Here is a 24,825-nt window from a genome sequence, read left to right as displayed (position 1 = left end):
CCTCTCCTGAGCTGCAGACAACCGTGAGTCGACGCCAACCATGAGCCGCCGCAAACTGACCCGCCAGCAGCGCTGGCGGGTCGAGAAGATCCAGGCCGAGCGTGCCGAGCGCGCCTCGAAGAAGGACGAGCGCGACGGCGAGCGCCTCGATGCCGGCGAGTACAGCGCCGAGCGCCCGGGGCGTGTCGCCGCCCATTTCGGCCGCTCGCTGGAGGTCGAATTCGTCGAGGGCAACAGCATCAGTCGGCACCGCTGCCATCTGCGTGCCAATCTGGAGGGACTGGTCACCGGCGATGCCGTGATCTGGCGGGAAGCGAGCGATGGCAGCGGCGTCGTCGTCGCTCGCGGCGAACGCACCAGCGTGCTGGAGCGCCCGGATCTTCATGGCCAGTTGCGTCCGGTGGCCGCCAATATCGACCAGATCCTGATCGTGGTCGCGACGGAACCGGAGCCACATCCGAACCTGATCGATCGCTATCTGGTGGCTGCCGAGAATACCGGCATACCACCGGCGCTGATCCTCAACAAGAGTGACCTGCTGCCAGCCGAGGGGGGTCCGTTACGTACCATGCTGGCACGCTATCTTGAGCTAGGGTATCCGCTGATCGAAGCCTCGGCGCGGGGTGATAACGGTCTCGACGCGCTGCACGCGCAGTTGACGGACCGCACCTCCGTCTTCGTCGGTCAGAGCGGGGTCGGCAAGTCGTCGCTGATCGACAAGCTGCTACCGGAGGAGACACTGCGCATCGGCGCTCTGTCGGCGGACACCCGCAAGGGTAGGCACACCACCACCACCGCCCGGCTCTACCCGCTACCCGAGGGCGGTATTGCGGGGCGCCCCCGCGAGGGGGACCTGATCGACTCGCCCGGCATTCGCGAGTTCGGGCTGTGGCACCTCGACGAGCGCGAGCTGGCCGACGGTTTCATCGAGTTCCGCCCCTTTCTCGGCCACTGCCGTTTTCGCGACTGTCGCCACCGTCAGGAGCCCGGCTGCGCGTTGCTGGAGGCCGTCGAGCGTGGCGAGATCCATCCTGAGCGCTTCGCCAGCTTCCAGCGCATCAGAGACGACATCACCGCGTCCTGAGAGTCACCAAGGTTTATCGAAGCCGCCGCCCCAGGCGCCTTGCAAGACGATACTGAGCGGCTCCCGTTGAGCCGGGTCTTGTGGCACGGATGCCACAAGAGGCGCGCCGGGACAGGGATATCCTTGTGCGCGGACCCAGGCGCAAGCGGAGAGTCGTTCAGGGTTTCGTCGTCTTGTGGCGCAAAATAGAGGGGGAGCGACGATGGGGCGAGCGTCAAGCCCCCTCGTCACGGTGAGCCATAGGCTGGATTGGACTCGGCAGTCGTCGTCCCACTGCAGAGGACACGTCACCCGGCAGAACTCCAACGACCATGAGGATCGTCGTGTTCTGAGACGCCGCGAAGATTTGCGAGGCGCTCGAAATCATCGAGCGCCTGGCTAAGTATCAGCCCTCGAACAGCATCAGGATCGACAGCAGGAACAGCACCCACATCGCCGGGCGCACTTCCTTCGCCTTGCCCACGCCGACCTTGACCACGACGAACGTGAGGAACCCGAACACCACGCCATGGGTGATCGAGTAGGTCAGCGGAATCAGCATCATCGCCACGAACGCCGGGATGGCATCGTCGTACTGCTGCCAGTCGATGGTGCGAATCGGCGAGAGCATGAATACCCCGACCATGATCAGCGCTGGCGCGGTGGCGATCGCCGGCACCAGCGCCAGCAAGGGCGACAGGAACAGGAACGGCAGGAACAGCAGCCCGGCGACTACGGCGACGAGGCCCGAACGCCCGCCCTGGCTGATACCGGCGGCGGACTCGACATAGGCGTTGGCCGGGCTGGTACCCAGCGGCGCCGAGATCAGCGCGGAAGCCGCATCGACCATCATCGAGCGGCGAATGTTGCGCGGCTCGCCGTCTTCGTCGAGCAGGTTCCCCGCCTGGCAAACCCCGATGAAGGTCGACATCGCATCGAAGAAGGTGGTGAACAGGATCACGAAGATGAACGGCCAGTAGGCCACCGCCAGCGCGCCGCTGAAATCGACCTGACCCATGGCGCTGAAGTCCGGCCAGGCGAAGATACCCTGGAAGTTGACCAGCGTCGGGGTGCCGGCCGGCGATACCGCGCTGGCATCGCCCCACAGGCGACCGATCGGGATCGCCAGCAACGTGGTGACGACGATGCCCAGGATCAGCGCCCCCTGGACGCGCCGCGCGACCAGTACCGCGGTGATGCCGAGTCCGATCAGAAACGTGACGAGCGCCGGGGTCATTTCGCCCAGCCCGACCACCGTGGCCGGATTGGACACCAGCATGCCGGCGTTGACCAGCCCGATCACGGTAATGAACAGACCAATCCCGCAGGCAATGGCGTGACGCAGCGTGGCGGGAATGGCATCGACCACGTAGCGGCGAACGTTGAACAGCGCCAGGATCCCGAACAGCACCCCGGACCAGAACACGCAGCCAAGCGCCGTCTGCCAGGGAATACCGGCCCCCATCACCATGGTGTAGGTGAACAGCGCGTTGATCCCCATCCCGGGGGCGACCAGAATCGGATTACGCGCGTAGAGCCCCATCATCACGCTGCCGAAGAAGCTGATCAGCACAGTGGCGGTCAGCGCCCCGGCGAAAGGCACGCCGGCGGCGGAGAGAATCGAGGGATTGACCACGATGATGTACATCGCCGCCAGGAACGTGGCGACGCCGGCCAACACCTCGGTTTTTGGCGTCGTCTCCAGTGAACGGAGGGAAAACAGTTTTTCTAGCACGCGACTATCTCCTGGGCGGTACTGTCATTGTTGTTGGCGGTGTCGTCGGCGGCGTCTCGGCATCCCCACGTACAGCGTTGCCGGGCCTGCAAGATCCGCGACGACGGGCGACACCCCCGCCAGCGAGGGCGTTGCATCGTCATTTTGTATACAAGAATGAAGGCAATGAAAAGCCAAAAGTTGACCAACCTGTCAACTTTTACTCCCAGGCGCCACCGCCGATCGCCAAGCGCGGCGTAGTATAACGAAAGCCTATCCGGTCCGGCAGGCCGTCCAGCTACCGGGCCGACGGCGGGCTATGTCATCATCGCCGGTGTGCCGCCTGTGAATCCGCTTCAGACGTGATATCGATCCCAAGGAGAAAGCCCATGAGTTCCGAAACGCCGCAACTGCCGCTGATTCTGGATCCGGCCACGCTGTCACGACATCTCGAGGACCCGCACCTGCTGATCATCGACGTGCCGCTGAAGGCGGACAGTTACCCAGCCGGCCACGTGCCCGGGGCGATCTTCCTCGACTCCCGCCGTCTGCTGGCGGGCTCCGGCGAGGTACCCAACGACGTGCCAACCGAAGCCGCGCTGAGCACGCTGTTCTCGGAACTCGGGCTAACGCCGGAAACCCACGTCGTCGCCTACGACGATGAAGGCGGCGGCTGGGCCGGGCGCCTGCTGTGGACGCTGGAGCTGATCGGACACCGCCGCTACTCCTACCTCAACGGCGGCATTCATGCCTGGCGCGCCGACGGCTACCCGCTCTCCACCACCCCGTCCACGCCGACCCCGAGCGATTATGAAGCCGCCTATCTCAATCCGGCACTACAGATTCGTCGCGAAGAGCTGATCGAGCGCCTCGACGATCCGCAGCTCGCGATCTGGGACGCCCGCTCCGCGGAAGAGTATCGCGGCACCAAGGGCGACAACCGGAAACTTGGCCATATCCCCGGCGCGGTCAATTTCGACTGGCTCGACGTCATGGACAAGCATAATGATCTGCGCCTGCGCGACTACGCCGAACTGATCACCGAGCTGGAAGCCCGCGGCCTGACGCCGGACAAGGAGATCGTCACCCACTGCCAGAGCCACCATCGCAGCGGACTGACCTGGCTCGCCGCCAAGGCGCTCGGCTACGACAACGTGCGTGCCTATCCCGGCTCGTGGAAGGAGTGGGGAAATCGCGACGACACGCCGGTGGAGAAATAAGAGCTGGAAGCTGGAAGCTGGAAGCTGGAAGCTGGAAGCTGGAAGCTGGAAGCTGGAAGCCAAGATAGAACCACCTCCACCTGTCAAGTGAAACCGTTTTGGTTTTGGGTTTTGACCTTTCTTCCAGCTTCAAGCTGATGACTTACCGCTCCGAGCGAAGCTCGGTTGCACCGGCCGGGCAGTCTCGCTACCTTGTCCGCCTTCCGTCAGTCCCTCTTCTTTCACCGGGGTCGTTATCGTGGATCGCCAGGAACTCTTCGCCCGAATTCAGTACCCGCTCCCCCACCACGCGATCTCGCGACTGATCGGCCGGATCGCCGATAGTCGGATCCCCTGGGTCAAGGATCTGTTCATTCGTCGCTTTATCGATACCTACGGCGTCGACATGAGCCAGGCCCTGCAGCCGGATCCGAGCGCCTACGCCTGCTTCAACGACTTCTTCACCCGGGCGCTGAAGCCGGACGCCCGCCCCCTCGGCGAGGGGCTGCTCTCGCCGGCGGACGGCGTGCTCTCGCGTTACGGGCGTATCGAGCATGGCACCCTGATCCAGGCCAAGGGCCAGACCTACTCGCTCTGTGCCCTGCTGGGCGGCGATGTCGCCCGAGCGGCGCCGTTCCGTCAGGGCAGCTTCGCCACGGTCTACCTGTCGCCGAAGGACTATCACCGCGTACACATGCCGATGACCGGGACCTTGCGCGAGATGACCTACGTGCCGGGCCGGCTGTTCTCGGTCAACAGCGCCACCGCCAACCATGTGCCGGGACTGTTCGCCCGCAACGAGCGACTGGTCTGTCTCTTCGACACCGAGCATGGACCGCTGGCCATGGTGCTGGTTGGCGCGATGATCGTGGCCGCCATCGAGACCACCTGGGCCGGACAGGTCACACCGTTGAGCGGTCGGGTGCAGACCACCCGTTTCGATGAACCCATCGTGATCGAGAGAGGCCAGGAGATGGGCCGCTTCAAGCTCGGCTCCACCGTGGTGATGTGCCTGGGGAGAGAGACGGCGTTCGGCGACTTCGATCCCGAGGGCAGCCCGATCAGCATGGGCCAGACGATGGGAGCACTGCCAGGGCCAGCGTGAACCGGCTGGCACCGGCTATGCGTCGGGGCGGTCCCGTACGTAGGGCCCCAGCGCCCGGTCGATGACGGCTTCGACGAAATCCTGGTCGATCTCCGAAAAGGAGACCGACAGCCGGTAGTAGACGGCACCGTAGATCAGATCCATGCTCAGGTCCGGATCGATCTCCGGCCTGAGCTCGCCTCGCTCGACGGCGCCGACAATGGCTTGTCGACCCATCTGGCGGCGCGGCCCGATCCAACGTTCGACGAAGGCACGGCTCAACACGGGGTCGGATTGGGCCGCGCCCAGAAGATGCTGCAGCAAGCGTCCATGAGGGCCGTTGAGAATCTCGGCCAGCGCCAGCACGCTGCGACGGAAGCTGGCAACGACGGGCAGTTCGTCATCGTAGGCGATACTCGGCCCGACCGCGTCCAGAAAGGCATCCATGACGATGGCAACCGCATTTGGCCAACGACGATAGATGGTCGACTTGGCCACGCCGGAGACGCTGACTATCCGCTCGACAGTGGCATGGTGAATTCCTCCTTCCAGCGCCAGTTCCATGGCTGTTCGCATCACCTCGGTCGAAGCCGTGGCGCTGCGCGGCCGACCTGGGCGTGCAGGAGAAACGACGGGCATGGAAGACATCCTTGTCAAAAACAGCTCCTGACAGATACGATAATATAAGATACGCAGCGTATCGTATCATTTTTTAGTAAGAAACTGTTACTCCTGCCGCGACCCAGATCCCGCCGACCCCGGTTGTCACGGGCATCCCATCGTCGTTCGACACGCATTACTGCTCGAGGCCTCATCATGGAGAGTTATGATGGAGAGTTATGACGTCACCATCGTCGGAGCCGGCCCCGCCGGACTGGCTGCCGCCCGAAGACTCTCCGGTCGGGGACATCGGGTGCTTATCGTCGATCGGGGTCCGGATATCTCGAGGCGCGACAGAAACGACGAAGCGAATCTGACTCAAGGCCAGGGTGGTGCCGGACTCTACTCGGACGGCAAGTTCTCGTTCTTCCCATCCGCAACGCGGATATGGCAATTGCCGGAACGCGAGGCCTTGCATCGCGCCTACGCCTGGACCTGTGAGCTGCTCGAATCCTACGGTATGCAGACGCCACCGTTCCCGAACAGAACCGACGTCTACACGCCGGAGGAGGGCCGCTGGAACCTGAAGGACTACCCCTCCCGCTACCTGCCACTGCAGGCGCGGGAGGAGATGGTTTTCGGTCTGGTCAACGGCGTCGATAGCGACATCCTGACCGGGACCTGCGTGACCTCCCACCGCTACGACGTCGACGAACAGCGCCATCACCTGCAGCTGGAGGGTCCCGACGCAGCGCCCCGCGCGCTTGTCAGCCGGACATTGATCTGGGCCACCGGACGTTTCGGCGCACTGGACATGGGCGACATCGAGAAGGTCTTCCGCCGCCTGGAAGTCGGGTTCCGTATCGACCAGCCCAGCGAGCAGGCCTTCTTTCAGGCGTTCACCAATCTCGACCCCAAGCTGACGCTGCAGACGGCCGAAGACGGTATCGAGTGGCGCACTTTCTGCGCCTGTCGCAACGGCACCACCGTGCTGACCCGAACGCAAGGCCTGTGGACGGTATCGGGACACTCGGACGGCCCACCCACGGCGCGCTCCAATGTCGGCTTCAATACGCGCATTCTCGACGAGTCGATGGCACGGGAGGCGATCTCGACATTACAGAACGCCATGGCCGAGCGGGACGCCTACTTCGAAATCCCCCTGTCGGCATGGCTGGAAGGGGACGCCGAGACCACCGCCCGGATGCGGCGGATCTACGGCGACACCCTGGCGTGTGCGATGCTGCAGGGGCTGCGCCAGCTCGTCGACAGCTTCCCCCGGATCGAACATGAGGCGACACGTCTGATCGGCCCGACCCTCGAGGGTGTCGGCTGGTACCCCGGCGTCGACGACCAATTACGCCTGCCCGGACAACCGACCTGGGTGGTCGGCGACGCCTGCGGGCTGTTCCGAGGCATCGTGGCCGCCTTCATCAGCGGCCACTATGCGGCCAGCGCAGTACTGTCGACCTTGTCGAAAGCGCCACTGCAGGAGGAAACGCTCTGATGGCTGCGCCCGTTTCCCGCGTGGGTGTCGGCGTCATCGTCACCCGCCCCGGCGGCGACCTGCTGCTCGGCTACCGTATCAAGGCCGGAGAGACACCCACCTGGTGTCTTCCCGGCGGGCACGTCGAACCCGGGGAGACCTTCGAGGCCGCGGCACTGAGGGAACTACACGAGGAGGCTGGCATCATCACTCGACAGCCGGTCGAGATATTCGCCTTCCTGCAACAGCTGGGCAGCGACCGCACCGCGATCACCGGCGCGGCGTTGATTTCACTCGGCGACGAAACCGCCGAACCGCAAGTGACCGAACCGGATGTCTTCGCCCGCTGGGCGTGGTTTCCGCAAGATGAGCTCCCCACGCCGCTGTTTGCGGCCAGCGACGCCATGCTCAGCCTGTGGCAGGATAGGCCCTGCCCCGACGGCTGGCGTGTCTATCGCGTCGACTGAGCGAGGCATTCCCTTCATTTTCGAACACTCAGGGAGCAGCCGATGCCACTGGAAATCTCCCGCAACGTCTCGATTCCCGACAACGAGATCGAACTCATCGCCGTGCGCGCCCAGGGCGCCGGCGGCCAGAACGTCAACAAGGTCTCCTCGGCGATCCACCTGCGCTTCGACATCCGCGCCTCCAGTCTGCATCCCGGGTTCAAGGAGAAGCTGCTGGCCCTGAGTGACAAACGCATCACCCGCGACGGCATCGTCGTGATCAAGTCGCAGGAGCATCGCACCCAGGAACTCAACCGGGAGGCGGCCCTCGTCCGGCTGAAGCAGCTGATCAAACCCGTGCTCTATGGCGAGAAGCCACGGCAGGCCACCAAACCGAGCCGCAGCGCCAAACGCAAGCGCGTCGATCAGAAGACGAAACACGGCCAGAAGAAACGCCTGCGCGGGCGTATCGACGACTAGACCGAGCGGCCCCGCCCCCTCGCGATCAGCGTAGCGCGGCCATCAACCCGGCCATCAGTCTCGACCGCTCGACCAGGCTGTCGACCTCGATATGTTCGGCCAGGGTGTGGACGCCCGCGCCGCGAACGCCCAGTCCGTCGAGCGTCGCCAGCCCCATGGCGCCGGTGAAGTTGCCGTCGGAGCCGCCACCGCTGCTGGCGTGTGGGAGCGGCATCTTCAGCTCGTCGGCAATCGCCTTGGCCTGGGCGTAGAGCGATAGCGTCGCCTCGCCCGCTTCCCACACCGGCCGGACCACGCCGAGCTCGACCTCGAAGCCGATCCCGTCGGCATCGCGCTGGGTGAACGCCAGCATGCGTTCGATACCGCGATCCAGGTCGGCTTGACGCTTGGCCATGCTCAACGCCTCGCCCCGACAGCTCGTCGACACACAGTTGACCCACTGGCCGCCCTGCACCACGCCGACGCTGAAGGTGCAGTCATCGTCGGTCATCGACTCGATCTCGGGAATTCGCGCCACCATCTCGCGAATCGCGGAATGGCCATCCGCCAGCGCCGCGCCGGCGTGGCTAGGCCGACCGTGAGCGAGCAGCTCGAAACGGGCGATCGCATAGCGCCCGGTGACCACGCCATTGCCTGCGCGCGCCGGTTCCGGAACCAGGATATAGCGATGCCTTGCCGCTTCCCGCTCGATCAGCTCGCGGGTGCCGGGGCTGCCGATCTCCTCGTCGCAGGTCAGCAGCACATGAATCGGCAGCGCCGTATCGACCCGCGCCTGCCGGAGTGCGGCCACCGCGCACAGCGCTGCATAGGTGCCGCCCTTCATATCGCAGATCCCGGGCCCATAACAGCGTCCCCCCTCACGCCGAAACGGCAACGTCGCCAGGGTGCCGACCGGATGGACGGTGTCCAGATGCGCCATGATCAGGATGCCACCTTCGGCCTGACGGGGGTGCGGGAAACTCGCCTTGACGCAGTCGCCCAGCCCCGCAGGCCCGGCTACGCGTTCGACGCTCGCCCCCATCGCCACGAGATCGTCCGCGGCCAGCGTCATCATGCGATTGACGGCAGCACTGTCGAAGGTCGGACTCTCGCACTCGACCCAGCGCTGCAGTCCGGCCAGCATCTCGTCGAGATCGAACTCCAGAGTGGCGGCGAGGCTCATGCGTTCACCGCCCGGGCAGTGCTCGCCGCCGCCAGTTCGTTGAGACGACGTTCGGCGACCCGCGCCAGCAGGCTGGCCCCGATCGGCAGAATCCCGTCGTCGAGCACGAACGCCGGATTGTGCACCGGGACATCGCTGGCATGGCCAACCCAGCAGTAGGAGCCCGGTATCCTCTTCAGCATGTCGGCGAAATCCTCGCTGCCCATCACCGGACGACCGAGATCGGCGACGTTGGCATCGCCGACGATCTCCCGGGCCGCAGCCGCCAAAGCCTCGGTCTGGCTCGGATGATTCTCCAGTACCGAGAAGATATTGCGGATATCGACCTCGATCTCGACGCCGTAGGCGCTGGCCAGGCCGGCTGCCAGCGCCCGGATGCGCTGATGGATCAGCGCGGCGACGTCGTCGTCGAAGGTGCGAATGGTGCCGGAGAGCGTGGCCGACTGCGGAATCACGTTGTAGGCGGAGCCGGAATGCAGCTGGGTGATCGACACCACCGCCGCGTCCAGGGGATTGGTGTTGCGGCTGACGATGCTCTGCATGGCCTGGGAGAGCTGCGTCGCGACCACGATCGGGTCGCGGGCGTGGTTGGGCTGCGCGCCATGGCTTCCCCGGCCGCGGATGACGATGTCGAAGAACTCGGCACCGGCCATCGCCTTGCCGCTCATCACGCGGATCTGGCCATGATCGAGATGCGGGGCGTTGTGCAGCGCATAGATCTCGTCGCAGGGGAAGCGCTCGAACAGCGCCTCGGCGATCATTGTCCGGGCGCCGCCCAGCCCCTCCTCCGCCGGCTGGAAGATCAACACCACCCGGCCGGCGAAATCACGCGTCTCGGCGAGATAGCGCGCCGCGCCCAGCAGCATGGTGGTGTGGCCATCGTGACCGCAGCCGTGGAAGCGGCCGGGGTGCTTCGAGGCGAACGCCAGCCCCGTCTCCTCGTCCATCGGCAGCGCATCCATATCGGCACGCAGGCCGAGCGTCTGCCCCGGACCCCGCTTGCCATCGATGAGACCGACGACGCCGGTCTTGCCCACGCCGGTATGCACGTCGATGCCCAGTTCATGCAGATACGCGGCAACGATGGCGGCGGTGCGCTGCTCATCGAAGCCGATTTCCGGATGGGCGTGGATATCGTGGCGAATCGCGATCAGTTCATCGGTAAAGGCATCGATACGCGGCAAGGTGGTCATGGGAACTCCTGGGCAAGGGAAACCTAAGGGAAACGTCGAGCTGGGCGACCGTCGGGTTCAGGCAGGTTCGGCGGCAGGGACGAAGGGCCTGCCGAGAGGTGATGTCCGGATGCCGGGGCGCAGGCGTCGCCACGGCAGGTCGGCCGGATCGACGGCCATCGGTCCGGGCGCGGCGCAGACCAGAATGGTCTCCGCGATCGGGGCGAAGTCGGCGCGGAAATGGACCGAGCTCTTGTTGACCAGAATGGCCTGTTCGAGCGGTTCGATGCCCACCGAGCGATACATCGCCAGGTCGGCCATCTGCGCCTTGCGGCTGACCACCACGATCCGTATGCCGTCGATGCGCAGACACGCTGACGGCCCCATGTCGAGGCGGCCGCCGCCATAGTAGGGGCCCGGGGCCACGAACTGACCGTCGGAGAGCGCCTCGACCGTGAATGCCGCCTCCAGCGGAGCGTCTCCCGGTACCCCGGAGTGGCCACCGAGCGCCACCCGGACCACCGCGCCGACACCCGCTTCATGGGCAACCTGCGCCGCCGCCGGATCGAACACATTGCCGAGCGCCGCTCGGGTTGCCCGGCAGGCGATCAGCGCCTTGAGCATGCCCATGGTGTCAGAGTTGCCACCGGCGCCCGGGTTGTCCTGGGTATCGGCGATCACCACGGGCCTGGTGGCGCCTGTCGCCAAGCGCATCGCCTCGCGCACCCCCGCCTCGGGATCGAATACACGCCCCACGAAAGCGGGCTCCTGGGCGGCGATACGCGCGCTCAATGCGTCGGCGGCGCCGTCGGCACTGACCTGATCGACCCCGTAGACGATGACGCTGGGACCGCAGTCGGCGAAATCCGCCGCCGGGAATCCGGTCAAGAACGACACCGCGGGCAGCGTGTCGCGCTCCATCGCCGCGACTTCGGCGTAGAGCGAGCGGCACGGCTCTTCCGCCGTGCACTGCCAGGCGATCGGCATCAGAAAGTCGAGCTGGCGAAATGCCTTGGCCGGTCGCTGGTCACTGGCCAGCAGCCTGGCCAGCGCGGTGGCACAGCGGGCGCCGGTCTCCGCCATGTCGACGTGGGGATAGGTCCGATAAGCGATCAGCATATCGGCCTGCTCGACCATCGTCGGCGTCACGTTGCCATGCAAGTCCAGCGAGACGACGATCGGGACCGCGTCCCCCACCAGGGCCCGCACCCGGCGCAGCAACTCGCCTTCGCCATCGTCGAACTGCTGGGTGACCATGGCGCCGTGGAGATCGAGATAGACCCCGTCGAGCGGTGCCGCAGCGCGGATGCCGCCCAGGAGGCGCTCGGTGATACGCTCGAAGGCCTCATGGGTGACGTGCGCCGATGGGCTCGCCGCGGTCCAGAGGGTCGGTACCAGGGTCCATGCCCGGGCTTCGGGAGCCCCCAGGAAGCCGCACAGGCCAATGTTGCTCGCCGCCACCGCATCGAACAGCGCAGCGCCCTCGCTCAGCGGCGGGGCTCCGCCCCCCCGCCGGAAATCCTCGTAGGTCGCCGGGCTGGGCGCAAAGGTGTTGGTTTCGTGGAGAAAGCCACCGACGGCAATCCGAGGCTGTGACATGACGCGGTCCTTGAATCCGAGAGAGCGTGAAAAAGAGGCGGTTCGACCGAGTGATCCCGGCCCTTCATGGGTGGACGACAGCGTCCGACGCGGAGGTCGGGGCCTCCTCGAGGACGTGCTCTAGCGGCCGAAACTGCGAAAAGTCCCAGTGCCGTCCGGGTGCGGCCAGCATCAGCGAGCGGGTGTAGGGGTGCTCCGGCGCGCCCAGCACGCGGCTCGCCGGGCCGTACTCCACGACCACGCCCTGCTGCATCACCATCACCTCGTCGCAGATCTGGGCAGCGACGCGCAGATCGTGAGTGATGAACAGCACCGCCACGCCGAGCCGGCGCTGAATGTCATCGAGCAGCGCGAGCACCTGGGCCTGGACCGAGACATCCAGCGCCGACACCGCTTCGTCGGCGACCAGCACGTCCGGCTCCATCGCCAAGGCGCGGGCGATGGCGATACGCTGGCGCTGACCGCCGGAGAACTGATGGGGATAGCGCGCCAGCGCGTCTTTCGGCAATCCCACCAGCGCCAGCAGCTCGGCAGCGCGCGCCAGCGCCTCCCCGCGCGGCGTGCCATAGTTGACCGGTCCTTCGATCAGGCTGGCACCGATGGTCAGCCGCGGGTTCAGTGATCGGAACGGATCCTGGAAGATCATCTGGATCCGTTTGCGGTGCGGCCTCAGCGCGGCTCTGCCGAGGCTGGCGATATCCTTGCCCATGACCCGCACGCCACCCGCGGTCGGCTCGATCATCCGCATCACGCAGCGCGCCACGGTCGATTTGCCGGAACCGCTCTCGCCGACGATGCCCAGGGTGCGCCCCCGGGTCAGCGCGAAATTGACCTCGCTCGCCGCCAGCGTCTGGGCGGAGGCCCTGCCGCTGAGCCGGGCCCATCGAGAGGTCTGCCCATAGCGCTTTTCGAGCTCGATCGCCTCCAGCACGACCTCGCGGTCGGTCACCTCCCGCGCCGCCCGAGGCCGCAGGCTCGGCACCGCCGTCAGCAACTGGCGGGTATAGTCGGTCTGCGGCCGCCGCAGCAGCGCCGCGATCGGCTGGGTCTCGACCACCGCGCCGTGACGCATGACGCACACCCGATCGGCAATGTCCGCCACCACCCCCATGTCATGGGTAATGAACAGCACCGACGTGCCGTGGCGCTCCTGCAACTGCTTGATCAGTTTGAGAATCTGCTTCTGTGTGGTCACGTCCAGCGCCGTCGTGGGCTCGTCGGCGATCAGCAGCTTGGGCTCCAGGACCAGCGCCATGGCGATCATGATGCGCTGGCGCTGGCCGCCGGAGAGCTGGTGCGGCCAACTGGCGTAGACCCGCTCGATATCCGGCAGCTGGACCTGATCGAGCATCTCGAGCACGCGCTCCCGGCGCTGCGCCGAGGAGAGCCCCTTCCGGTGCATGACCAGCACCTCCTCGATCTGCTCTCCCACCCGCATCAACGGATTGAGGGCGGTCATCGGCTCCTGGAAGATCATCGCCATACGGCTGGCGCGCAGCTCGCGCAGTCGCCTTGGGGAGGTATCGAGCAGGGCGTCCCCCTCCAGCGCGATACGACCGCCGGTCACGGTGAGGCTTCCCTTGGGCAGCAGCCCCATCACCGCCAGCGAGGTCACCGACTTGCCGGAGCCCGACTCGCCCACCAGGCAGAGCGTCTCGCCCGGCGCGATCGAGAAGTCGATGCCCTCGAGGATGGGCTTGGCCGGCGAGGCGTGCGTCGTGACTTTCAGCCCACGAATCTCCAGCACCGGCGCCGTGGCGAGCTCGGCGTGAGTGGCGTCATCGCTCATTGCGCACCTCCTCGTTTCTGCAGCCGGGGATCGAGGCGGTCACGCGCGGCATCGCCGAGCAGGTTGATCGACAGGATGCAGATCGACAGCATGATGCCCGGCCAGAAGATCAACGAAGGCTTGATCAGGAAGTAGGTTCGACCCTCCGACATGATGTTGCCCCAGGTCGGGGTCTCGGTCCCGATGCCGGCCCCGAGAAAGGAGAGGATGGCCTCGGTCAGGATGGCCGAGGCGCAGATGTAGGTACTCATCACGATCAACGGGGCCAGCGTGTTGGGCATCAGGTGACGCCACATCACCGTGGTCAGGCTGCTGCCCAGCGAGACCGCGGCTTCGACATAGGGTTCCTCCCGCGCGGAGAGCACCACCGAGCGCACCAGGCGCACCACCCTGGGAATCTCGGGGATGGTGATCGCGGCCATCACGGTCCACAGGTTGGCGCTGATCAGCGAGACGATGGCGATCGCCAGCAGCACGCTGGGAATCGCCATCAGGCCATCCATGACGCGCATGATCAGCGAATCCAGCCCGCGGAAGAAACCGGCGAGGATGCCCAGCGGCAAGCCGATGACCACGCTGATCAGCGCACTGCCGATACCCACGATCAGCGAGACCCGAGCGCCATAGAGCACACGCGACAGCAGATCGCGGCCATAGGCGTCGCTGCCCAGCCAGTACTCCGCACCGGGGGGCTTGAGGCGATTCGCCGGAGACATCTCGAGCGGATCGTGGGGAGCGAGCCATGGCGCCAGGATGGCGGCGATCACGATCAGGGCCAGGCAGACGCCGGCGATCATCACCGTCCAACCGGGGCGCCGGCGCGGCCAGAAGCGTAGCCGTCGCGGCACCGGGGCGCCGGCGACATCGGAGGCGGCGTGAGGGGGTGACAGGCTCATTGGTAACGTATCCTCGGGTCGAGCAGCGCATAGGAGAGATCGATGGCCAGATTGATCAGCACGTAGACGCCGCTGGTCACCAGAATCAGCCCCTGGATCACCGGATAGTCACGCGAGAGGATGGCATCCACCGTCAGCCGACCGAGCCCCGGGATGTTGAATACGCTCTCGGTGACGACCACCCCGGTGATCATCAAGGCGAAGCCGGTACCGATCACTTCGAGAATCGGCACGCCGGCGTTGCGCAACGCATGCTTGAACAGCACCCGTCTCTCGCTGGCGCCCTTGGCGTGTGCGGTCCGCACGAAATCCTCCCCCAGCACGTCCAGCATGCTGGCCCGGGTCATCCGCGCGATCAGCGCGATATAGATCGTCGACAGCATCAGTGCCGGCAGAATGGCGTGTCTGATGAAGGGCACGAACCCCGCCTCAGAGATCCGCTTGAAGCCCTGAACCGGCAGCCAGCCGAGATCGATGGCGAAAATCTTGATCAGGAGGTAGCCGATCACGAACACCGGCACCGAAAAGCCCAGCACCGAGACCGACATCACCGCGTTGTCGATCAGGCTGCCGTGCTTCCAGGCTGCGATGACGCCCATCGGCACCGCCACCACCACCGAAAGCACGATGCTGAGCAGGGCCAGGCTGACGGTGGGTTCCAGGCGCTGGGCCATCAGCTGTGTCACTGGCAGGTTGGACATCAGGGAGGTGCCGAAATCGCCCCGCAGCAGCTCCCCGGCCCAGTGGAAGAATTGCAGATAGATCGGCTGGTTCAGCCCCAGGGTCTCGCGGATCCGATCCAGTTGCGCCGGAGTGGCCATGTCACCGGCGATGATCGCCGCGGGGTCGCCCGGCGAGAGCCGGAGCAGCAGAAAGACGAACAGCGCCACCACCACCATGACCGGCACTGCCGCCAGCGTTCGACGCAGACAGTAGCTGAACATGAACGTACTCCGTTGCAGTTCGTCGCAGGCCCGGAGCGCGATGTCGATCGCGCTCCAGCGCCCGTTACTCGAACTTGGTGATGTTCCAGAACACCGGCACCGGCGAGTGCAGAATGCCGGAGAGATCGTTGTTCCAGGCCGCCGGAATCGAGTATTCGCCCAGCGGGATATAGGTCACCTGTTCAAAGGCGTGACGCTGAATACGCTCGGCGATCGCCTTGCGGTCGGCATCGCTTTCGGCCTGGGCGAACTGGTTGCGCATCGATTCGAGCTCGGGGTCGTCCGGCCAGCCGAACCAGCCGCCATCCTTGCCGCGGCCATTGAGCATCGGGTTGACCAGCGGATTCCACACTTCCGGGATGTACCAGTTGGTGAAGAACATGTTCCAGCCGCCGGCCGAAGGAGGTTGCTGGCTGGCACGACGGGTGACCAGGGTCTGCCAGTCCATCGGCTGCAGATCGACCGTGAAGCCGGCCTGGCGCAACAACTGGGCGGCGATCACCGGCTGCGGGCTGACCGTCGGCGCGTCGGTGGGCTGCATCATGACGACGGGCGTGCCATCGTAGCCGGCGTCTGCCAGCATCTGCTTCGCCGCCTCCGTCCCGCCGCCGGTCGCCAGCGTCTCCGGCGCACCGGCGTCGGTGGCGAGCGGCGTCTGACAGCCGTACATCGAGTCACAGGTGGTGTAGAACTCGGGATTGCCGATCAGGGATGCCAGCACGTCGGTCTGGTTCATCGCCGTCAGCGCGGCGCGGCGAATCTCGGGGTTGTCGAACGGAGGATAGAGAAAATTGAAGCGCCCGATGGTCTGGCTGCCCAGCTCGTTGAGCTTCTCGACCGTCAGCTCGGGATTGGCCTGGAGCACCGGCAGCAGATCGACGGAGGGCGACTCGAGGAAATCGATCTCCCCCGAATTGAGCGCGTTGAGCGCCGTCTGGGCGTCGCTCATGTTGATCCACTCGACACGATCGACGTTGACGACCTTGCCGCCGGCAGTCCAGCTGGCCGCCTCGTCGCGGGGCACGTAATCCGCGAATTTCTCGTAGACGACGCGGTTGCCGGGGTCATACTCGTCGGCAACGAACGTGAATGGCCCGGAGCCGATCTGATCCTCCACCGTCAGCGTCTCGCCGGGAGACTTGCTCGCGATACGCTCCGGCATCACGAACAGCGGCACCGACGAGGGCTTCGCCATCAGTTCGAGCACGTAAGCGAACGGCGACGACAGTGTCAGCGTCACCGTTGCGGGATCCGTCGCCTCGACACTCGCGACATGATCCATCAACATCTGGCCACCACCATCGCGGGCGGCCCAGCGCTTGAACGACGCCACCACATCCTTGGCGGTCACCTGGCCGCCGTCGTGCCAGGTCAACCCGTCGCGCAGGGTAAAGGTGTAGGTCATGCCGTCATCGGAGACCGCCCAGTCGGCCATCTGTGGCTGTGGCTGGAACTTGTCGTCCATGCCCAGCAGCGTGTCCCAGATCATGTAGCCATGATCCCGGGTGATATGAGCCGTGGTGGTGATGGGATCGAGCACGCGCAGACCGGAGTGCATGACCGCGCGAATCGTGTTCGCTTCCGCCGGTGCAGCGGCCAGCGACGAGATCGCACCGCACGTGGAGAGCAGCGCCACCATCGTCATGCCACCCAACAGGCGGCGACGCACAGCGGAAAAACGACGCGAGAAAGGAGTCGTCATGAGGGACCTCGTTATCGATCTTATGATGGTCTTTGGCGATAGGGACGGAGGCTGTTGTTATGGATTCAGGAAGCGCTGAAGCCATCGGCGCGCGGAATGAATCGCAAGACGCATGGAACTGGGGTCGGGCGCGGGTCGATCGGACTGGCCCCCCAGTACCCCGTAACGCAGCGATTCGCTCGCGCAGGCATTCACGCAGTGCTTCCTTCATGGCCGCCCGGCACCTGTCGCTCCTACCGAGAGTAGATCCCGCCGGGAGGAAAACAATACTTTCGTCGACAGGTCAGTGTTGCCTGAAAGGCAACGCTCGAAGCATGCTTCGTGATTCCAACCCTGTGGACTCTCCCCGTGGCGCATGACAACGACAAGTTCCCGGCCCATCTGAACAGCCGCTGGCTCTACTACCTCTCGCAGGCGCTCGAGGCCGGCTCGATCCGCACCGCATCGGACCGACTGGATGTGGAACCCTCCGTCATCAGCCGGCAGATCCGGCAGCTCGAGCAGGCGCTCGGTCTGACCCTGGTCGAGCGCCATGGCCGCGGTGTTCGGGCCACCGAGGCCGGCGGCATCCTGCTCGACTTCTATCGCGAGCGGGATGTCGCCGAGCAGACGTTGTTCGGACAGCTGGCCGAGCTGGACGGCCTGCAGCGCGGCCATATCAGCCTGTCGATCAGCGAGGGGTACAGCGATCGGCTGATGAGCGGGGTGATGAACGACTTCTGCGCCCGCCATCCGCAGTTGACGATCGAGATGACCCTGGCCAGCGTCAATGAGGTGGTGCGCCAGGTCTACGAGGGCCAGGCACATATCGGCGTTGCCTATGCGCCTCGGCTGATCCCCGGCGTCGAGTCGGTGGCCGCCGTCCGCCAGCCGCTCTGCGCCATCGTCCACCCCGCGCATCCGCTCACCCGGTTGCCCCAGCCGCTCGCGCTGGACGCCATCCTCGAGTGGCCCCTGGGCCTGGTGGGTCACGGCTACGGCATCCGCCAGTTGATCGATGCCGTGGAAATCCTCAGCAAGCGACATTTCCATGCCAGCCTGGTCAGCAACTCCCTGGCGACGCTGAAGCAGTACGTCAGCTCCGGCAACGGCGTCACCTTCATCGGCAGTGTGGCGCTGCTGCACGAACTGCGGCGCGGCCAACTGGTGGCGCTGGAGGTCGATCATCCGGTGTTCCGGGAAGCCGAATCCCATGTCATCGTGCGCCGTCAGCGGCCGCTGTCGCCGGCCGCCAAGCAACTGCTCGGCGAGATCGTGACGCTATGGCCCTTCGGTGAAAGACGGCGGGTGGCGTGGTAGCAGCGCCATGGCCGGTCAGCAGCGTGGCGTCGGGAACGCCATGACCTCGGCAACCGACGCCTTGCCCAGCGCCAGCTGGATCAGGCGGTCGATACCCAGCGCCACCCCGCTGCCCGCGGGCATGCCGTGTGCCAGGGCGGCGATCAGCCGGCGGTCGACATCCACGACCGGCTTGCGAAGCGCCGCGCGTTGGCGATTGTCATCCTCGAAGCGGGCGGCCTGCTCCCGGGCGTCGGTCAGCTCATCGTAGCCGTTGGCGAGTTCGAGGCCCTGCAGATAGATCTCGAAGCGAGACGCCACCTCGTCGCCCTCCTCGTCGACCCGCTTGCGCGCCAGTGCCGCCTGGCTGGCGGGATAGTCGACCACCACGTCGATGCCGTCCTGCCCCAGCGTCGGCTCGATGACCAGGCTCATCAGCAGGTCGAGACAGCCATCGCGATCGCTATCGGCCATGTCGAGCCCGCCGCGTTCGCCCGCCACCCGCTGCAGCTCGGCCAGTGGCGCGGTGAAGGGGTCGAGCGCCAGCGCCTCGCGAAACAGCTCGCGATAGCGTCGCCGACGTGCCGGACCGGCCGCCGGTATCAGCGTGCGGATCAGCGCCTCGCACTCGTCGATCAGCGCCGCCAGCGAGAAGCCCGGGCGGTACCACTCGAGCATGGTGAACTCGATATTGTGACGCCGCCCCACTTCGCCATCGCGGAAGCTGCGGGCGAGCTGAAAGATTGGCCCGCTGCCCGCCGCCAGCAGCCGCTTCATATGGAACTCCGGCGAGGTCTGCAGCCACAGCGTCTCGCGTCCGGCGGGGGTGGTCGCGCGCAGCGACAGCGAGTCGAGGTGCGGGTCGGTACTCCCGGCGTGGCCGAGAATCGGGGTCTCCACCTCGAGCACGTCGCGGGCAGCGAAGAAAGCACGCACCGCCGCCAGCAGCCGCGCCCGCTGGCGCAGCGTCTCGATCGTCGCCGAGGGCTGCCAGTCGTCTGGGCTAGACGTCATCGTCACGTGTGATAGACCTGGCTGCGGCCACCGTCGATCAGGATATCGGTGGCATTGATGAAACGCGCCTCGTCGCTGGCCAGGAACAGGGCGGTGTTGGCCACCTCCTCCGCCTCGCCGATACGCTGGCACGGCAGCAGCGCAATCTGGCGCTGGCGCTGGGTGTCGTCGAGGCCATCCAGCCACGCCTGGGCCGAGGGGGTACGGATCAGCCCCGGCGAGATCGAGTTGAAGCGCAGCCCGCGGGCGGCGTACTCGATACCGAGCGCGCGGGTCAGCCCGATCAGGCCATGCTTGGCCACCGGATAGGGAAAGGCACCGGGAATGATCTTGTGACCGTGCACCGAGGCGATATTGACCACGTGGCCATAGCCGCGTGCCAGCATCTCCGGGAGCAGCGCCTGGATCACATGCCAGGCCCCCTCCAGATTGATCGCCAGGCAGCGCCGCCAGCTCGCCTCGTCGGTGGTCAGCGGATCGCTGAAGACGTTGACCCCGGCGGCATTGACCAGCAGTTCGAGCGGCCCCAGCGCCGCCGCGGCCTCGGCCACCGCGCGGGTGACGCTGTCAGCCTCGGCGACATCGGCCTCGACGCTCACCACCCGGCGGCCGCTCTCCTGCTCGACACGCTCGCAGGCGCGCGTCAGCGCCGCCCGGTCGCGGTCGAGCAGCGCCAGATCCGCACCCTCGGCGGCAAAGCGCCGCGCCGTGGCCAGACCGATACCGCTGGCCGCGCCGGTGATCAGGGCGGTCCGCCCCGTCAGTCTGCCCATCCCGATCGCCTCCAATGGCGCCGCAGCGCTAGACGGCGCGAGCACGCCGACAATTCGCCCCGCCGGCCGCGGCCGGCGGGAGAACGCAGAAGGCCACGCCGAAGCGTGGCCAATCTGGCTGAGACCCGACCTGCACCAGCGCGGCTTCGAAGCCAGCGCGGCGCCAGCATCAAGCGCGGGAGACGTACTCGCCGCTGCGCGTATCGATCCTGAGCACTTCGCCCTGGTTGATGAACAGCGGGACACGAACCACCGCACCGGAGGAGAGCGTCGCCGGCTTGGAGCCGCCCTGGGCGGTGTCACCCTTGAGACCCGGGTCGGTCTCGACCACTTCGAGCTCGAGGAAGTTGGGCGGGCTGACGGCAATGGCGTTGTCGTTCCACAGGGTGACGGTGTAGACCGCCTGCTCCTTGAGCCACTTCTCGACGTCGCCGATGGCTTTCTTGTCCACCGCGTACTGCTCGAACGAGCCGTCGGTCTTCATGAAGTGCCACATGTCACCGTCGGTGTAGAGATACTCCATGTCGAGATCCATGACATCGGCGCCCTCGAGCGACTCGCCCGACTTGAAGGTACGCTCCCAGACCCGACCGGTGATCAGGTTGCGCAGCTTGACGCGGTTGAACGCCTGTCCCTTGCCGGGTTTGACGAATTCGTTCTCGAGAATGTTGCACGGGTCGCCATCCAGCATGACTTTCAGGCCGCCCTTGAATTCGTTGGTAGAATAGTTCGCCATGTTTCCTCACTAATGAACGATCGCGGGGCGTCCGCGACGAGAATTCCGTAACAGCGCTGCCAGGGCGCGTTCTAACTCAGGTGGTCCGCATGATAACCCGAACCCCGATCGCCGTGCATCGTGAAGCCGAACCGCGCGCGCCTGCCGCGTGGCAGCGTCAGCTGCAAGAGGTGATTCGCGACCCGCGGGTGCTGTGCCAGCGCCTCGGCCTCGACCCGGCGCTGCTGCCCGGCGCCAGCGCGGGCCATGCGCTGTTCCCGGTGCGGGTGCCCGAAGCCTACCTGGCGCGTATTCGCCACGCCGACCCCGACGACCCGCTGCTGCGTCAGGTACTGCCGCTGGCGGCGGAGCAGGATGCGGTCGGCGGCTTCGTCGCCGACCCGCTGGCCGAACGCGAACACACCCCGCGCCCCGGGCTGATCCACAAATACGCCGGGCGGGTACTGCTGATCGCCAGCCCGACCTGCGCGATCAACTGCCGCTACTGCTTCCGGCGCCACTTTCCCTACGCCGAGCACGCCCCCTCGATGCGCGAGTGGGACGCCAGCCTCGACTATCTGCGCGAGGATGCCTCGATCCGCGAGGTGATCCTCTCCGGCGGCGATCCGCTGGCGTCACCGGACCGGCGCCTTGCCGAACTGGTCGCCCGGCTGGAGACGATCCCCCACCTTCAGCGCCTGCGCATCCACACTCGTCTGCCGGTGGTGATTCCCGACCGGGTCGATGCCGCCCTGCTCGACTGGCTAGGTGGCACACGCCTGCAGAGGGTGATGGTGCTGCACATCAATCACGCCCAGGAGATCGACGCCGCGGTGGTCGACGCCTGCCGACGTCTGGCGGCCGCCGGCGTCACCCTGCTCAACCAGAGCGTGCTGCTGCGCGGTATCAACGATCAGGTGGATACCCTGGCCGAGCTGTCGGAACGGCTGTTCGCCGCCGGTGTGCTGCCCTACTACCTGCACGTGCTCGATCCGGTCAGCGGCGCGGCCCACTTCGATGTCGACGACGACAGCGCGCGGGCGCTGGTGGCATCGCTGCGCCAACGCCTGCCCGGCTTTCTGATGCCGCGGCTGGTGCGCGAGCTCCCCGGCGAGGCGAGCAAGACCCCGCTATGAGGACGAGGACGTGCGCCTCGGCGCGGCGCGCCAGTCACGCCAGCCGCGCAGGGTGAGATAGGCCAGCGGCCCGGCCGAGCCGAAGCAGAAGGTGATGACGTAGAACACCAGCAGATAACCCAGCCCGTGCCCACGGCGCCGAGCATCGAAGAACATCCAGGTGGCGATCATCAGCAGCGCCAGATAGACATCGAACACCACCAGCGCCGTGGTCGGCTTGCGCATCAGCTCGCTGGCGAAAGCGCCCAGGCTCTGGTCGCTGGTCGCGATGGCGAAGACCGTGTAACCCATGAACAGGACCAAGGCCAGGAGGGGGATCAGAAAGCGAAGCATCGGCAAACTCCTGTTGACGGTCGACGATTGGACACCAGACGGCGGCAACCTCACTCCAGCGGCAGCGTGACGTGAACACTCAGCCCACTCTCGACCGGCAGCGACGTCTGGTCTAGCCGGATCTCCCCGCCGAGCCTCTCGGCCAGTTCCTGCACGATCGACAGGCCCAGCCCGGATCCACTGGTCTGCTGCCCCGCCAGGCGTACGAATCGCTCGAAGACACGCTCACGTTCGGCGACCGCTATCCCCGGGCCGCTATCGGCGATCTCGATATGCAGTCGGTCCCCAGTCTGCCACATCCGCAATCTCACCTCGCCCTCTTCGGGGGTGTAACGCAAGGCGTTGTCGAGCAGATTGCGCAGCAGCACGTAGAGGCCGTTCTCGTAGCTGCGAATCTGGAGTGCGTCGGGAATTTCCTGCGTGAAGTGGATGCCTCGCCGCTCGACCAGCGGCTGCATGTCCCGCTGCAGCTCCCGCCCCAGCCGGTTCAGGCCCACCATCTGCCGGTTCATGCCCTCGCCGCTCTCGAGGCGGGAGAGCGTCAGCAGCTGTTCGACGACTCGCGTCATGCGGTCGACGCCATTGATGATGGAGCGCGCGCCGCGCTGCGAGCGCTCCTCGGCGGTATCGCTGGCCAGGTTCTGGGCGTGGACCTTGATCGCGGCCAGCGGGGTGCGCAACTCATGGGCGGCATTGGCGGTGAAACGGCGCTCCTTCTCCAGCGTTTCAGCCAGGCGACCAAACAGCCCGTTCAGCGCCTCGACCATACCCCGAATCTCCTCGGGGGCCTCGCTGCCATCGATCGGCTCCAGATAGCTCGGCCGGCGCGCCGTGATCTGACGACTGATACGCAACAGGGGAGAGAAGCCGCGGGCGATGACGAAAGGGATCAGCAGGGCGATCAACAGCACTCCGATCACCGGCGGCATCAGATTGCGCAGCGCGATCTGCCAGGTCAGCTCGTCGCGCACGTCGTCGCGCTGGGCGGCACTGGCCCACACGCCGTGAACCTCGTCGTACAGCGTGAACGTGCGCCAGTCGTGATGATCACCCGCAGTCTGCGCGTAACCCGGCACGGGGATCAGCGTATCCAGCACGCCCGGCGTCCTCATGCCCAACAGGGCGTGGCCGTCGTCGTCCCAGATCTGGAATCCCAACTTTTTCTCGTACGGATGGCCTAGCGGCGTCGGCGCGTCGGTGGCGTTGTCGGGGACCATCACCGGCTGCATCTGTAGATCGGCGATCAGGTCATCGCTGGTTCGACCCTGATCACCGCGATACTCGAAATAGAGCGCCACCATGGTGCGCGTGGTCTGCGCCAGTTCGGCATCGAACAGTTCGTTGATCTGATCCCGCGTGTCGTGATAGCTCCAGAGCGCCGCGATCGCGGTGATCAGGGTCACCGAAAACAGCAGAACACGCCTGAGGTAGCGGCGAATCGAGATCAATCCATCGCCCCCAGTCGATAGCCGACGTTACGCACTGTCGCCACCACGTCGCTCCCGAACTTGCGCCGCAGATGGTGGACATGGACCTCGATGACGTTGCTCTCGACCTCGGCGTCCCAGCCGTAAAGCACTTCCACCAACTGGTCGCGGGTAAACACCTGCCCGGGATGCGTCATCAGATGGGCAAGCAGGTCATGTTCCCGACGCCCCAGCGCCACGACGACCCGATCGAAGCGTATTTCATGGGCAGCCGGATCCAGCGACAGCCGGCCACACGTCACCACCGGAGACGCACGTCCCGCGCTGCGTCGGACCAACGCCCTCAAACGGGCCAGCAGCTCGCCATTGTCGAAAGGCTTGACGAGATAGTCATCCGCGCCGCTGTCGAGACCGCGGATACGATCGACCACCTCGTCCCGCGCCGTCAGCACCAGCACGGGAATCTGGCTCTGCCCCTCCCGCAACTGCCTGAGGATCTCGAAGCCGTCGATGTCGGGCAGTCCCAGATCCAGTATCAGCGCGTCGAAGTTGGAACCCTCCAGCGCTTCGCAGACGCCACGCCCTTCGGTCAGCCACTCGGGCACCATTTGTTCGCGTTGAAGGACATCGACGACCCCCTCCCCAAGCAACGGATCGTCCTCAACCAGCATTACCCTCATGGCGTTCTCTCTCACGGCCGCTGCCTGCGGCGACACTCGGCTCTGTCAATTCGGCTCTATCAATACCACGGCAACACGCCATTGGTTCCCGCTTCCCTCTGCCTGACCTTCCACTGTCACGAACCTGTTGGAA

General features: G+C 65.8%; 23 protein-coding genes. 8 read left to right on the top strand and 15 right to left on the bottom strand.

The features are described 5' to 3' along the window. The first annotated feature begins 40 nt into the window (after positions 1-40). Entirely contained in the window at positions 41-1,084 is a 1,044-nt protein-coding gene (gene rsgA, locus DOM45_RS11345; RefSeq protein WP_110600625.1) for a small ribosomal subunit biogenesis GTPase RsgA, read from the top strand. 385 nt (positions 1,085-1,469) lie between these two features. Here rsgA and DOM45_RS11340 read toward each other — a convergent pair whose 3' ends face one another. Further along, a complete protein-coding gene (locus DOM45_RS11340; RefSeq protein ID WP_110600623.1) occupies positions 1,470-2,798 on the bottom strand; it encodes an NCS2 family permease in 1,329 nt (442 codons plus the stop codon). Positions 2,799-3,166: 368 nt separating this feature from the next. Between DOM45_RS11340 and DOM45_RS11335 the strand changes: the two genes are divergently transcribed. Together DOM45_RS11335 and asd are read left to right on the top strand one after the other, a co-directional pair. Beyond that, positions 3,167-3,997, top strand: coding sequence for a sulfurtransferase (locus DOM45_RS11335; RefSeq protein ID WP_110600621.1), 831 nt, complete (start codon positions 3,167-3,169; stop codon positions 3,995-3,997). A 238-nt stretch (positions 3,998-4,235) separates the two neighbouring features. Beyond that, a complete protein-coding gene (gene asd, locus DOM45_RS11330; protein ID WP_425353334.1) occupies positions 4,236-5,081 on the top strand; it encodes an archaetidylserine decarboxylase in 846 nt (281 codons plus the stop codon). A gap of 15 nt (positions 5,082-5,096) precedes the next feature. Here asd and DOM45_RS11325 read toward each other — a convergent pair whose 3' ends face one another. Then, positions 5,097-5,699, bottom strand: coding sequence for a TetR/AcrR family transcriptional regulator (locus DOM45_RS11325; protein ID WP_162302620.1), 603 nt, complete (start codon positions 5,697-5,699; stop codon positions 5,097-5,099). A 190-nt stretch (positions 5,700-5,889) separates the two neighbouring features. Between DOM45_RS11325 and DOM45_RS11320 the strand changes: the two genes are divergently transcribed. Genes DOM45_RS11320 through arfB form a run of 3 tightly spaced genes read left to right on the top strand, consistent with a single transcriptional unit; the run spans position 5,890 to position 8,072 of the window. After that, on the top strand, positions 5,890-7,167 hold the full coding sequence (locus DOM45_RS11320) for an FAD-dependent oxidoreductase (RefSeq protein ID WP_157958408.1): 1,278 nt from the start codon (positions 5,890-5,892) through the stop codon (positions 7,165-7,167). After that, entirely contained in the window at positions 7,167-7,613 is a 447-nt protein-coding gene (locus DOM45_RS11315; protein ID WP_110600614.1) for a nucleotide triphosphate diphosphatase NUDT15, read from the top strand. The genes DOM45_RS11320 and DOM45_RS11315 overlap by 1 nt, the downstream gene beginning before the upstream one ends. A gap of 42 nt (positions 7,614-7,655) precedes the next feature. After that, entirely contained in the window at positions 7,656-8,072 is a 417-nt protein-coding gene (gene arfB / locus DOM45_RS11310; protein ID WP_110600612.1) for an alternative ribosome rescue aminoacyl-tRNA hydrolase ArfB, read from the top strand. 25 nt (positions 8,073-8,097) lie between these two features. Here arfB and DOM45_RS11305 read toward each other — a convergent pair whose 3' ends face one another. From DOM45_RS11305 to DOM45_RS11275, 7 genes are all read right to left on the bottom strand, one after another. Then, on the bottom strand, positions 8,098-9,234 hold the full coding sequence (locus tag DOM45_RS11305) for a M20/M25/M40 family metallo-hydrolase (protein WP_110600611.1): 1,137 nt from the start codon (positions 9,232-9,234) through the stop codon (positions 8,098-8,100). Next, positions 9,231-10,427, bottom strand: a complete 1,197-nt coding sequence (locus tag DOM45_RS11300) for a M20 aminoacylase family protein (protein ID WP_110600609.1) — start codon at positions 10,425-10,427, stop codon at positions 9,231-9,233. Before DOM45_RS11300 ends, DOM45_RS11305 begins: the two co-directional genes overlap by 4 nt. A gap of 57 nt (positions 10,428-10,484) precedes the next feature. Continuing rightward, positions 10,485-12,005 carry a M81 family metallopeptidase gene (locus DOM45_RS11295; RefSeq protein ID WP_110600607.1) on the bottom strand — a complete coding sequence of 507 codons (1,521 nt, stop codon included), beginning with the start codon at positions 12,003-12,005 and terminating at the stop codon, positions 10,485-10,487. Positions 12,006-12,069: 64 nt separating this feature from the next. Then, on the bottom strand, positions 12,070-13,794 hold the full coding sequence (locus DOM45_RS11290; RefSeq protein ID WP_110600606.1) for a dipeptide ABC transporter ATP-binding protein: 1,725 nt from the start codon (positions 13,792-13,794) through the stop codon (positions 12,070-12,072). Beyond that, complete coding sequence (locus DOM45_RS11285; protein WP_110600604.1) at positions 13,791-14,690, bottom strand: ABC transporter permease; 900 nt, start codon at positions 14,688-14,690, stop codon at positions 13,791-13,793. Before DOM45_RS11285 ends, DOM45_RS11290 begins: the two co-directional genes overlap by 4 nt. Next, complete coding sequence (locus tag DOM45_RS11280) at positions 14,687-15,634, bottom strand: ABC transporter permease (protein WP_110600602.1); 948 nt, start codon at positions 15,632-15,634, stop codon at positions 14,687-14,689. Before DOM45_RS11280 ends, DOM45_RS11285 begins: the two co-directional genes overlap by 4 nt. 64 nt (positions 15,635-15,698) lie before the next feature. After that, entirely contained in the window at positions 15,699-17,336 is a 1,638-nt protein-coding gene (locus DOM45_RS11275) for an ABC transporter substrate-binding protein (RefSeq protein ID WP_205909448.1), read from the bottom strand. Between the two features lie 348 nt (positions 17,337-17,684). On the opposite strand from DOM45_RS11275, the gene DOM45_RS11270 reads away from it, so the two are divergent. After that, on the top strand, positions 17,685-18,635 hold the full coding sequence (locus tag DOM45_RS11270; RefSeq protein ID WP_162302619.1) for a LysR family transcriptional regulator: 951 nt from the start codon (positions 17,685-17,687) through the stop codon (positions 18,633-18,635). A 15-nt stretch (positions 18,636-18,650) separates the two neighbouring features. Here the strand turns inward: DOM45_RS11270 and epmA are convergent, their stop codons facing one another. The 3 genes from epmA to efp form a co-directional block, all read right to left on the bottom strand. After that, on the bottom strand, positions 18,651-19,628 hold the full coding sequence (gene epmA / locus DOM45_RS11265; RefSeq protein WP_110600599.1) for an EF-P lysine aminoacylase EpmA: 978 nt from the start codon (positions 19,626-19,628) through the stop codon (positions 18,651-18,653). Positions 19,629-19,630: 2 nt separating this feature from the next. Beyond that, positions 19,631-20,401: an SDR family oxidoreductase gene (locus DOM45_RS11260; protein ID WP_110600597.1), complete on the bottom strand. Its 771-nt coding sequence runs from the start codon at positions 20,399-20,401 to the stop codon at positions 19,631-19,633. Positions 20,402-20,570: 169 nt separating this feature from the next. Next, positions 20,571-21,137 carry an elongation factor P gene (gene efp / locus DOM45_RS11255; RefSeq protein ID WP_035469951.1) on the bottom strand — a complete coding sequence of 189 codons (567 nt, stop codon included), beginning with the start codon at positions 21,135-21,137 and terminating at the stop codon, positions 20,571-20,573. Positions 21,138-21,226: 89 nt separating this feature from the next. Here efp and epmB point away from each other — a divergent pair, with 89 nt between their 5' ends. Next, positions 21,227-22,252 (top strand): EF-P beta-lysylation protein EpmB, encoded by a 1,026-nt coding sequence (gene epmB, locus DOM45_RS11250; protein WP_110600595.1) that lies wholly within the window; start codon positions 21,227-21,229, stop codon positions 22,250-22,252. On the opposite strand, the gene DOM45_RS11245 is transcribed toward epmB, so the two are convergent. From DOM45_RS11245 to DOM45_RS11235, 3 genes are read right to left on the bottom strand one after another with little or no spacing between them, the layout of a single operon-like run. Continuing rightward, positions 22,247-22,585 carry a DUF2834 domain-containing protein gene (locus DOM45_RS11245; protein WP_110600593.1) on the bottom strand — a complete coding sequence of 113 codons (339 nt, stop codon included), beginning with the start codon at positions 22,583-22,585 and terminating at the stop codon, positions 22,247-22,249. The genes epmB and DOM45_RS11245 overlap by 6 nt on opposite strands. Before the next feature lie 50 nt (positions 22,586-22,635). After that, the gene (locus DOM45_RS11240; RefSeq protein WP_110600591.1) at positions 22,636-24,033 is read right to left on the bottom strand and encodes an ATP-binding protein; all 1,398 of its coding nucleotides are present in this window, start codon (positions 24,031-24,033) and stop codon (positions 22,636-22,638) included. Further along, the gene (locus DOM45_RS11235; protein ID WP_110600589.1) at positions 24,030-24,692 is read right to left on the bottom strand and encodes a response regulator; all 663 of its coding nucleotides are present in this window, start codon (positions 24,690-24,692) and stop codon (positions 24,030-24,032) included. The genes DOM45_RS11240 and DOM45_RS11235 overlap by 4 nt, the downstream gene beginning before the upstream one ends. Between the last annotated feature and the right edge of the window lie 133 nt (positions 24,693-24,825).

Source organism: Salinicola lusitanus (assembly GCF_003206045.1).
GTDB lineage: Bacteria > Pseudomonadota > Gammaproteobacteria > Pseudomonadales > Halomonadaceae > Salinicola > Salinicola lusitanus.
The sequence above is the reverse complement of the archived record's forward strand: the minus strand, read 5'-3'. Positions and strand labels throughout refer to the sequence as shown.

Bases quoted from the DNA above. Each gene is read 5' to 3' on its own strand.
- DOM45_RS11315 (WP_110600614.1), top strand. From the start codon at position 7,167: ATGGCTGCGCCCGTTTCCCGCGTGGGTGTCGGCGTCATCGTCACCCGC.
- DOM45_RS11325 (WP_162302620.1), bottom strand. From the start codon at position 5,699: ATGCCCGTCGTTTCTCCTGCACGCCCAGGTCGGCCGCGCAGCGCCACG.
- DOM45_RS11245 (WP_110600593.1), bottom strand. From the start codon at position 22,585: ATGCTTCGCTTTCTGATCCCCCTCCTGGCCTTGGTCCTGTTCATGGGT.
- rsgA (WP_110600625.1), top strand. From the start codon at position 41: ATGAGCCGCCGCAAACTGACCCGCCAGCAGCGCTGGCGGGTCGAGAAG.
- DOM45_RS11290 (WP_110600606.1), bottom strand. From the start codon at position 13,794: ATGAGCGATGACGCCACTCACGCCGAGCTCGCCACGGCGCCGGTGCTG.
- DOM45_RS11300 (WP_110600609.1), bottom strand. From the start codon at position 10,427: ATGACCACCTTGCCGCGTATCGATGCCTTTACCGATGAACTGATCGCG.
- epmA (WP_110600599.1), bottom strand. From the start codon at position 19,628: ATGACGTCTAGCCCAGACGACTGGCAGCCCTCGGCGACGATCGAGACG.
- DOM45_RS11320 (WP_157958408.1), top strand. From the start codon at position 5,890: ATGGAGAGTTATGACGTCACCATCGTCGGAGCCGGCCCCGCCGGACTG.
- DOM45_RS11295 (WP_110600607.1), bottom strand. From the start codon at position 12,005: ATGTCACAGCCTCGGATTGCCGTCGGTGGCTTTCTCCACGAAACCAAC.
- DOM45_RS11235 (WP_110600589.1), bottom strand. From the start codon at position 24,692: ATGAGGGTAATGCTGGTTGAGGACGATCCGTTGCTTGGGGAGGGGGTC.
- DOM45_RS11335 (WP_110600621.1), top strand. From the start codon at position 3,167: ATGAGTTCCGAAACGCCGCAACTGCCGCTGATTCTGGATCCGGCCACG.
- efp (WP_035469951.1), bottom strand. From the start codon at position 21,137: ATGGCGAACTATTCTACCAACGAATTCAAGGGCGGCCTGAAAGTCATG.
- DOM45_RS11275 (WP_205909448.1), bottom strand. From the start codon at position 17,336: ATGACGACTCCTTTCTCGCGTCGTTTTTCCGCTGTGCGTCGCCGCCTG.
- DOM45_RS11280 (WP_110600602.1), bottom strand. From the start codon at position 15,634: ATGTTCAGCTACTGTCTGCGTCGAACGCTGGCGGCAGTGCCGGTCATG.
- DOM45_RS11285 (WP_110600604.1), bottom strand. From the start codon at position 14,690: ATGAGCCTGTCACCCCCTCACGCCGCCTCCGATGTCGCCGGCGCCCCG.
- arfB (WP_110600612.1), top strand. From the start codon at position 7,656: ATGCCACTGGAAATCTCCCGCAACGTCTCGATTCCCGACAACGAGATC.
- epmB (WP_110600595.1), top strand. From the start codon at position 21,227: ATGATAACCCGAACCCCGATCGCCGTGCATCGTGAAGCCGAACCGCGC.
- DOM45_RS11305 (WP_110600611.1), bottom strand. From the start codon at position 9,234: ATGAGCCTCGCCGCCACTCTGGAGTTCGATCTCGACGAGATGCTGGCC.
- DOM45_RS11260 (WP_110600597.1), bottom strand. From the start codon at position 20,401: ATGGGCAGACTGACGGGGCGGACCGCCCTGATCACCGGCGCGGCCAGC.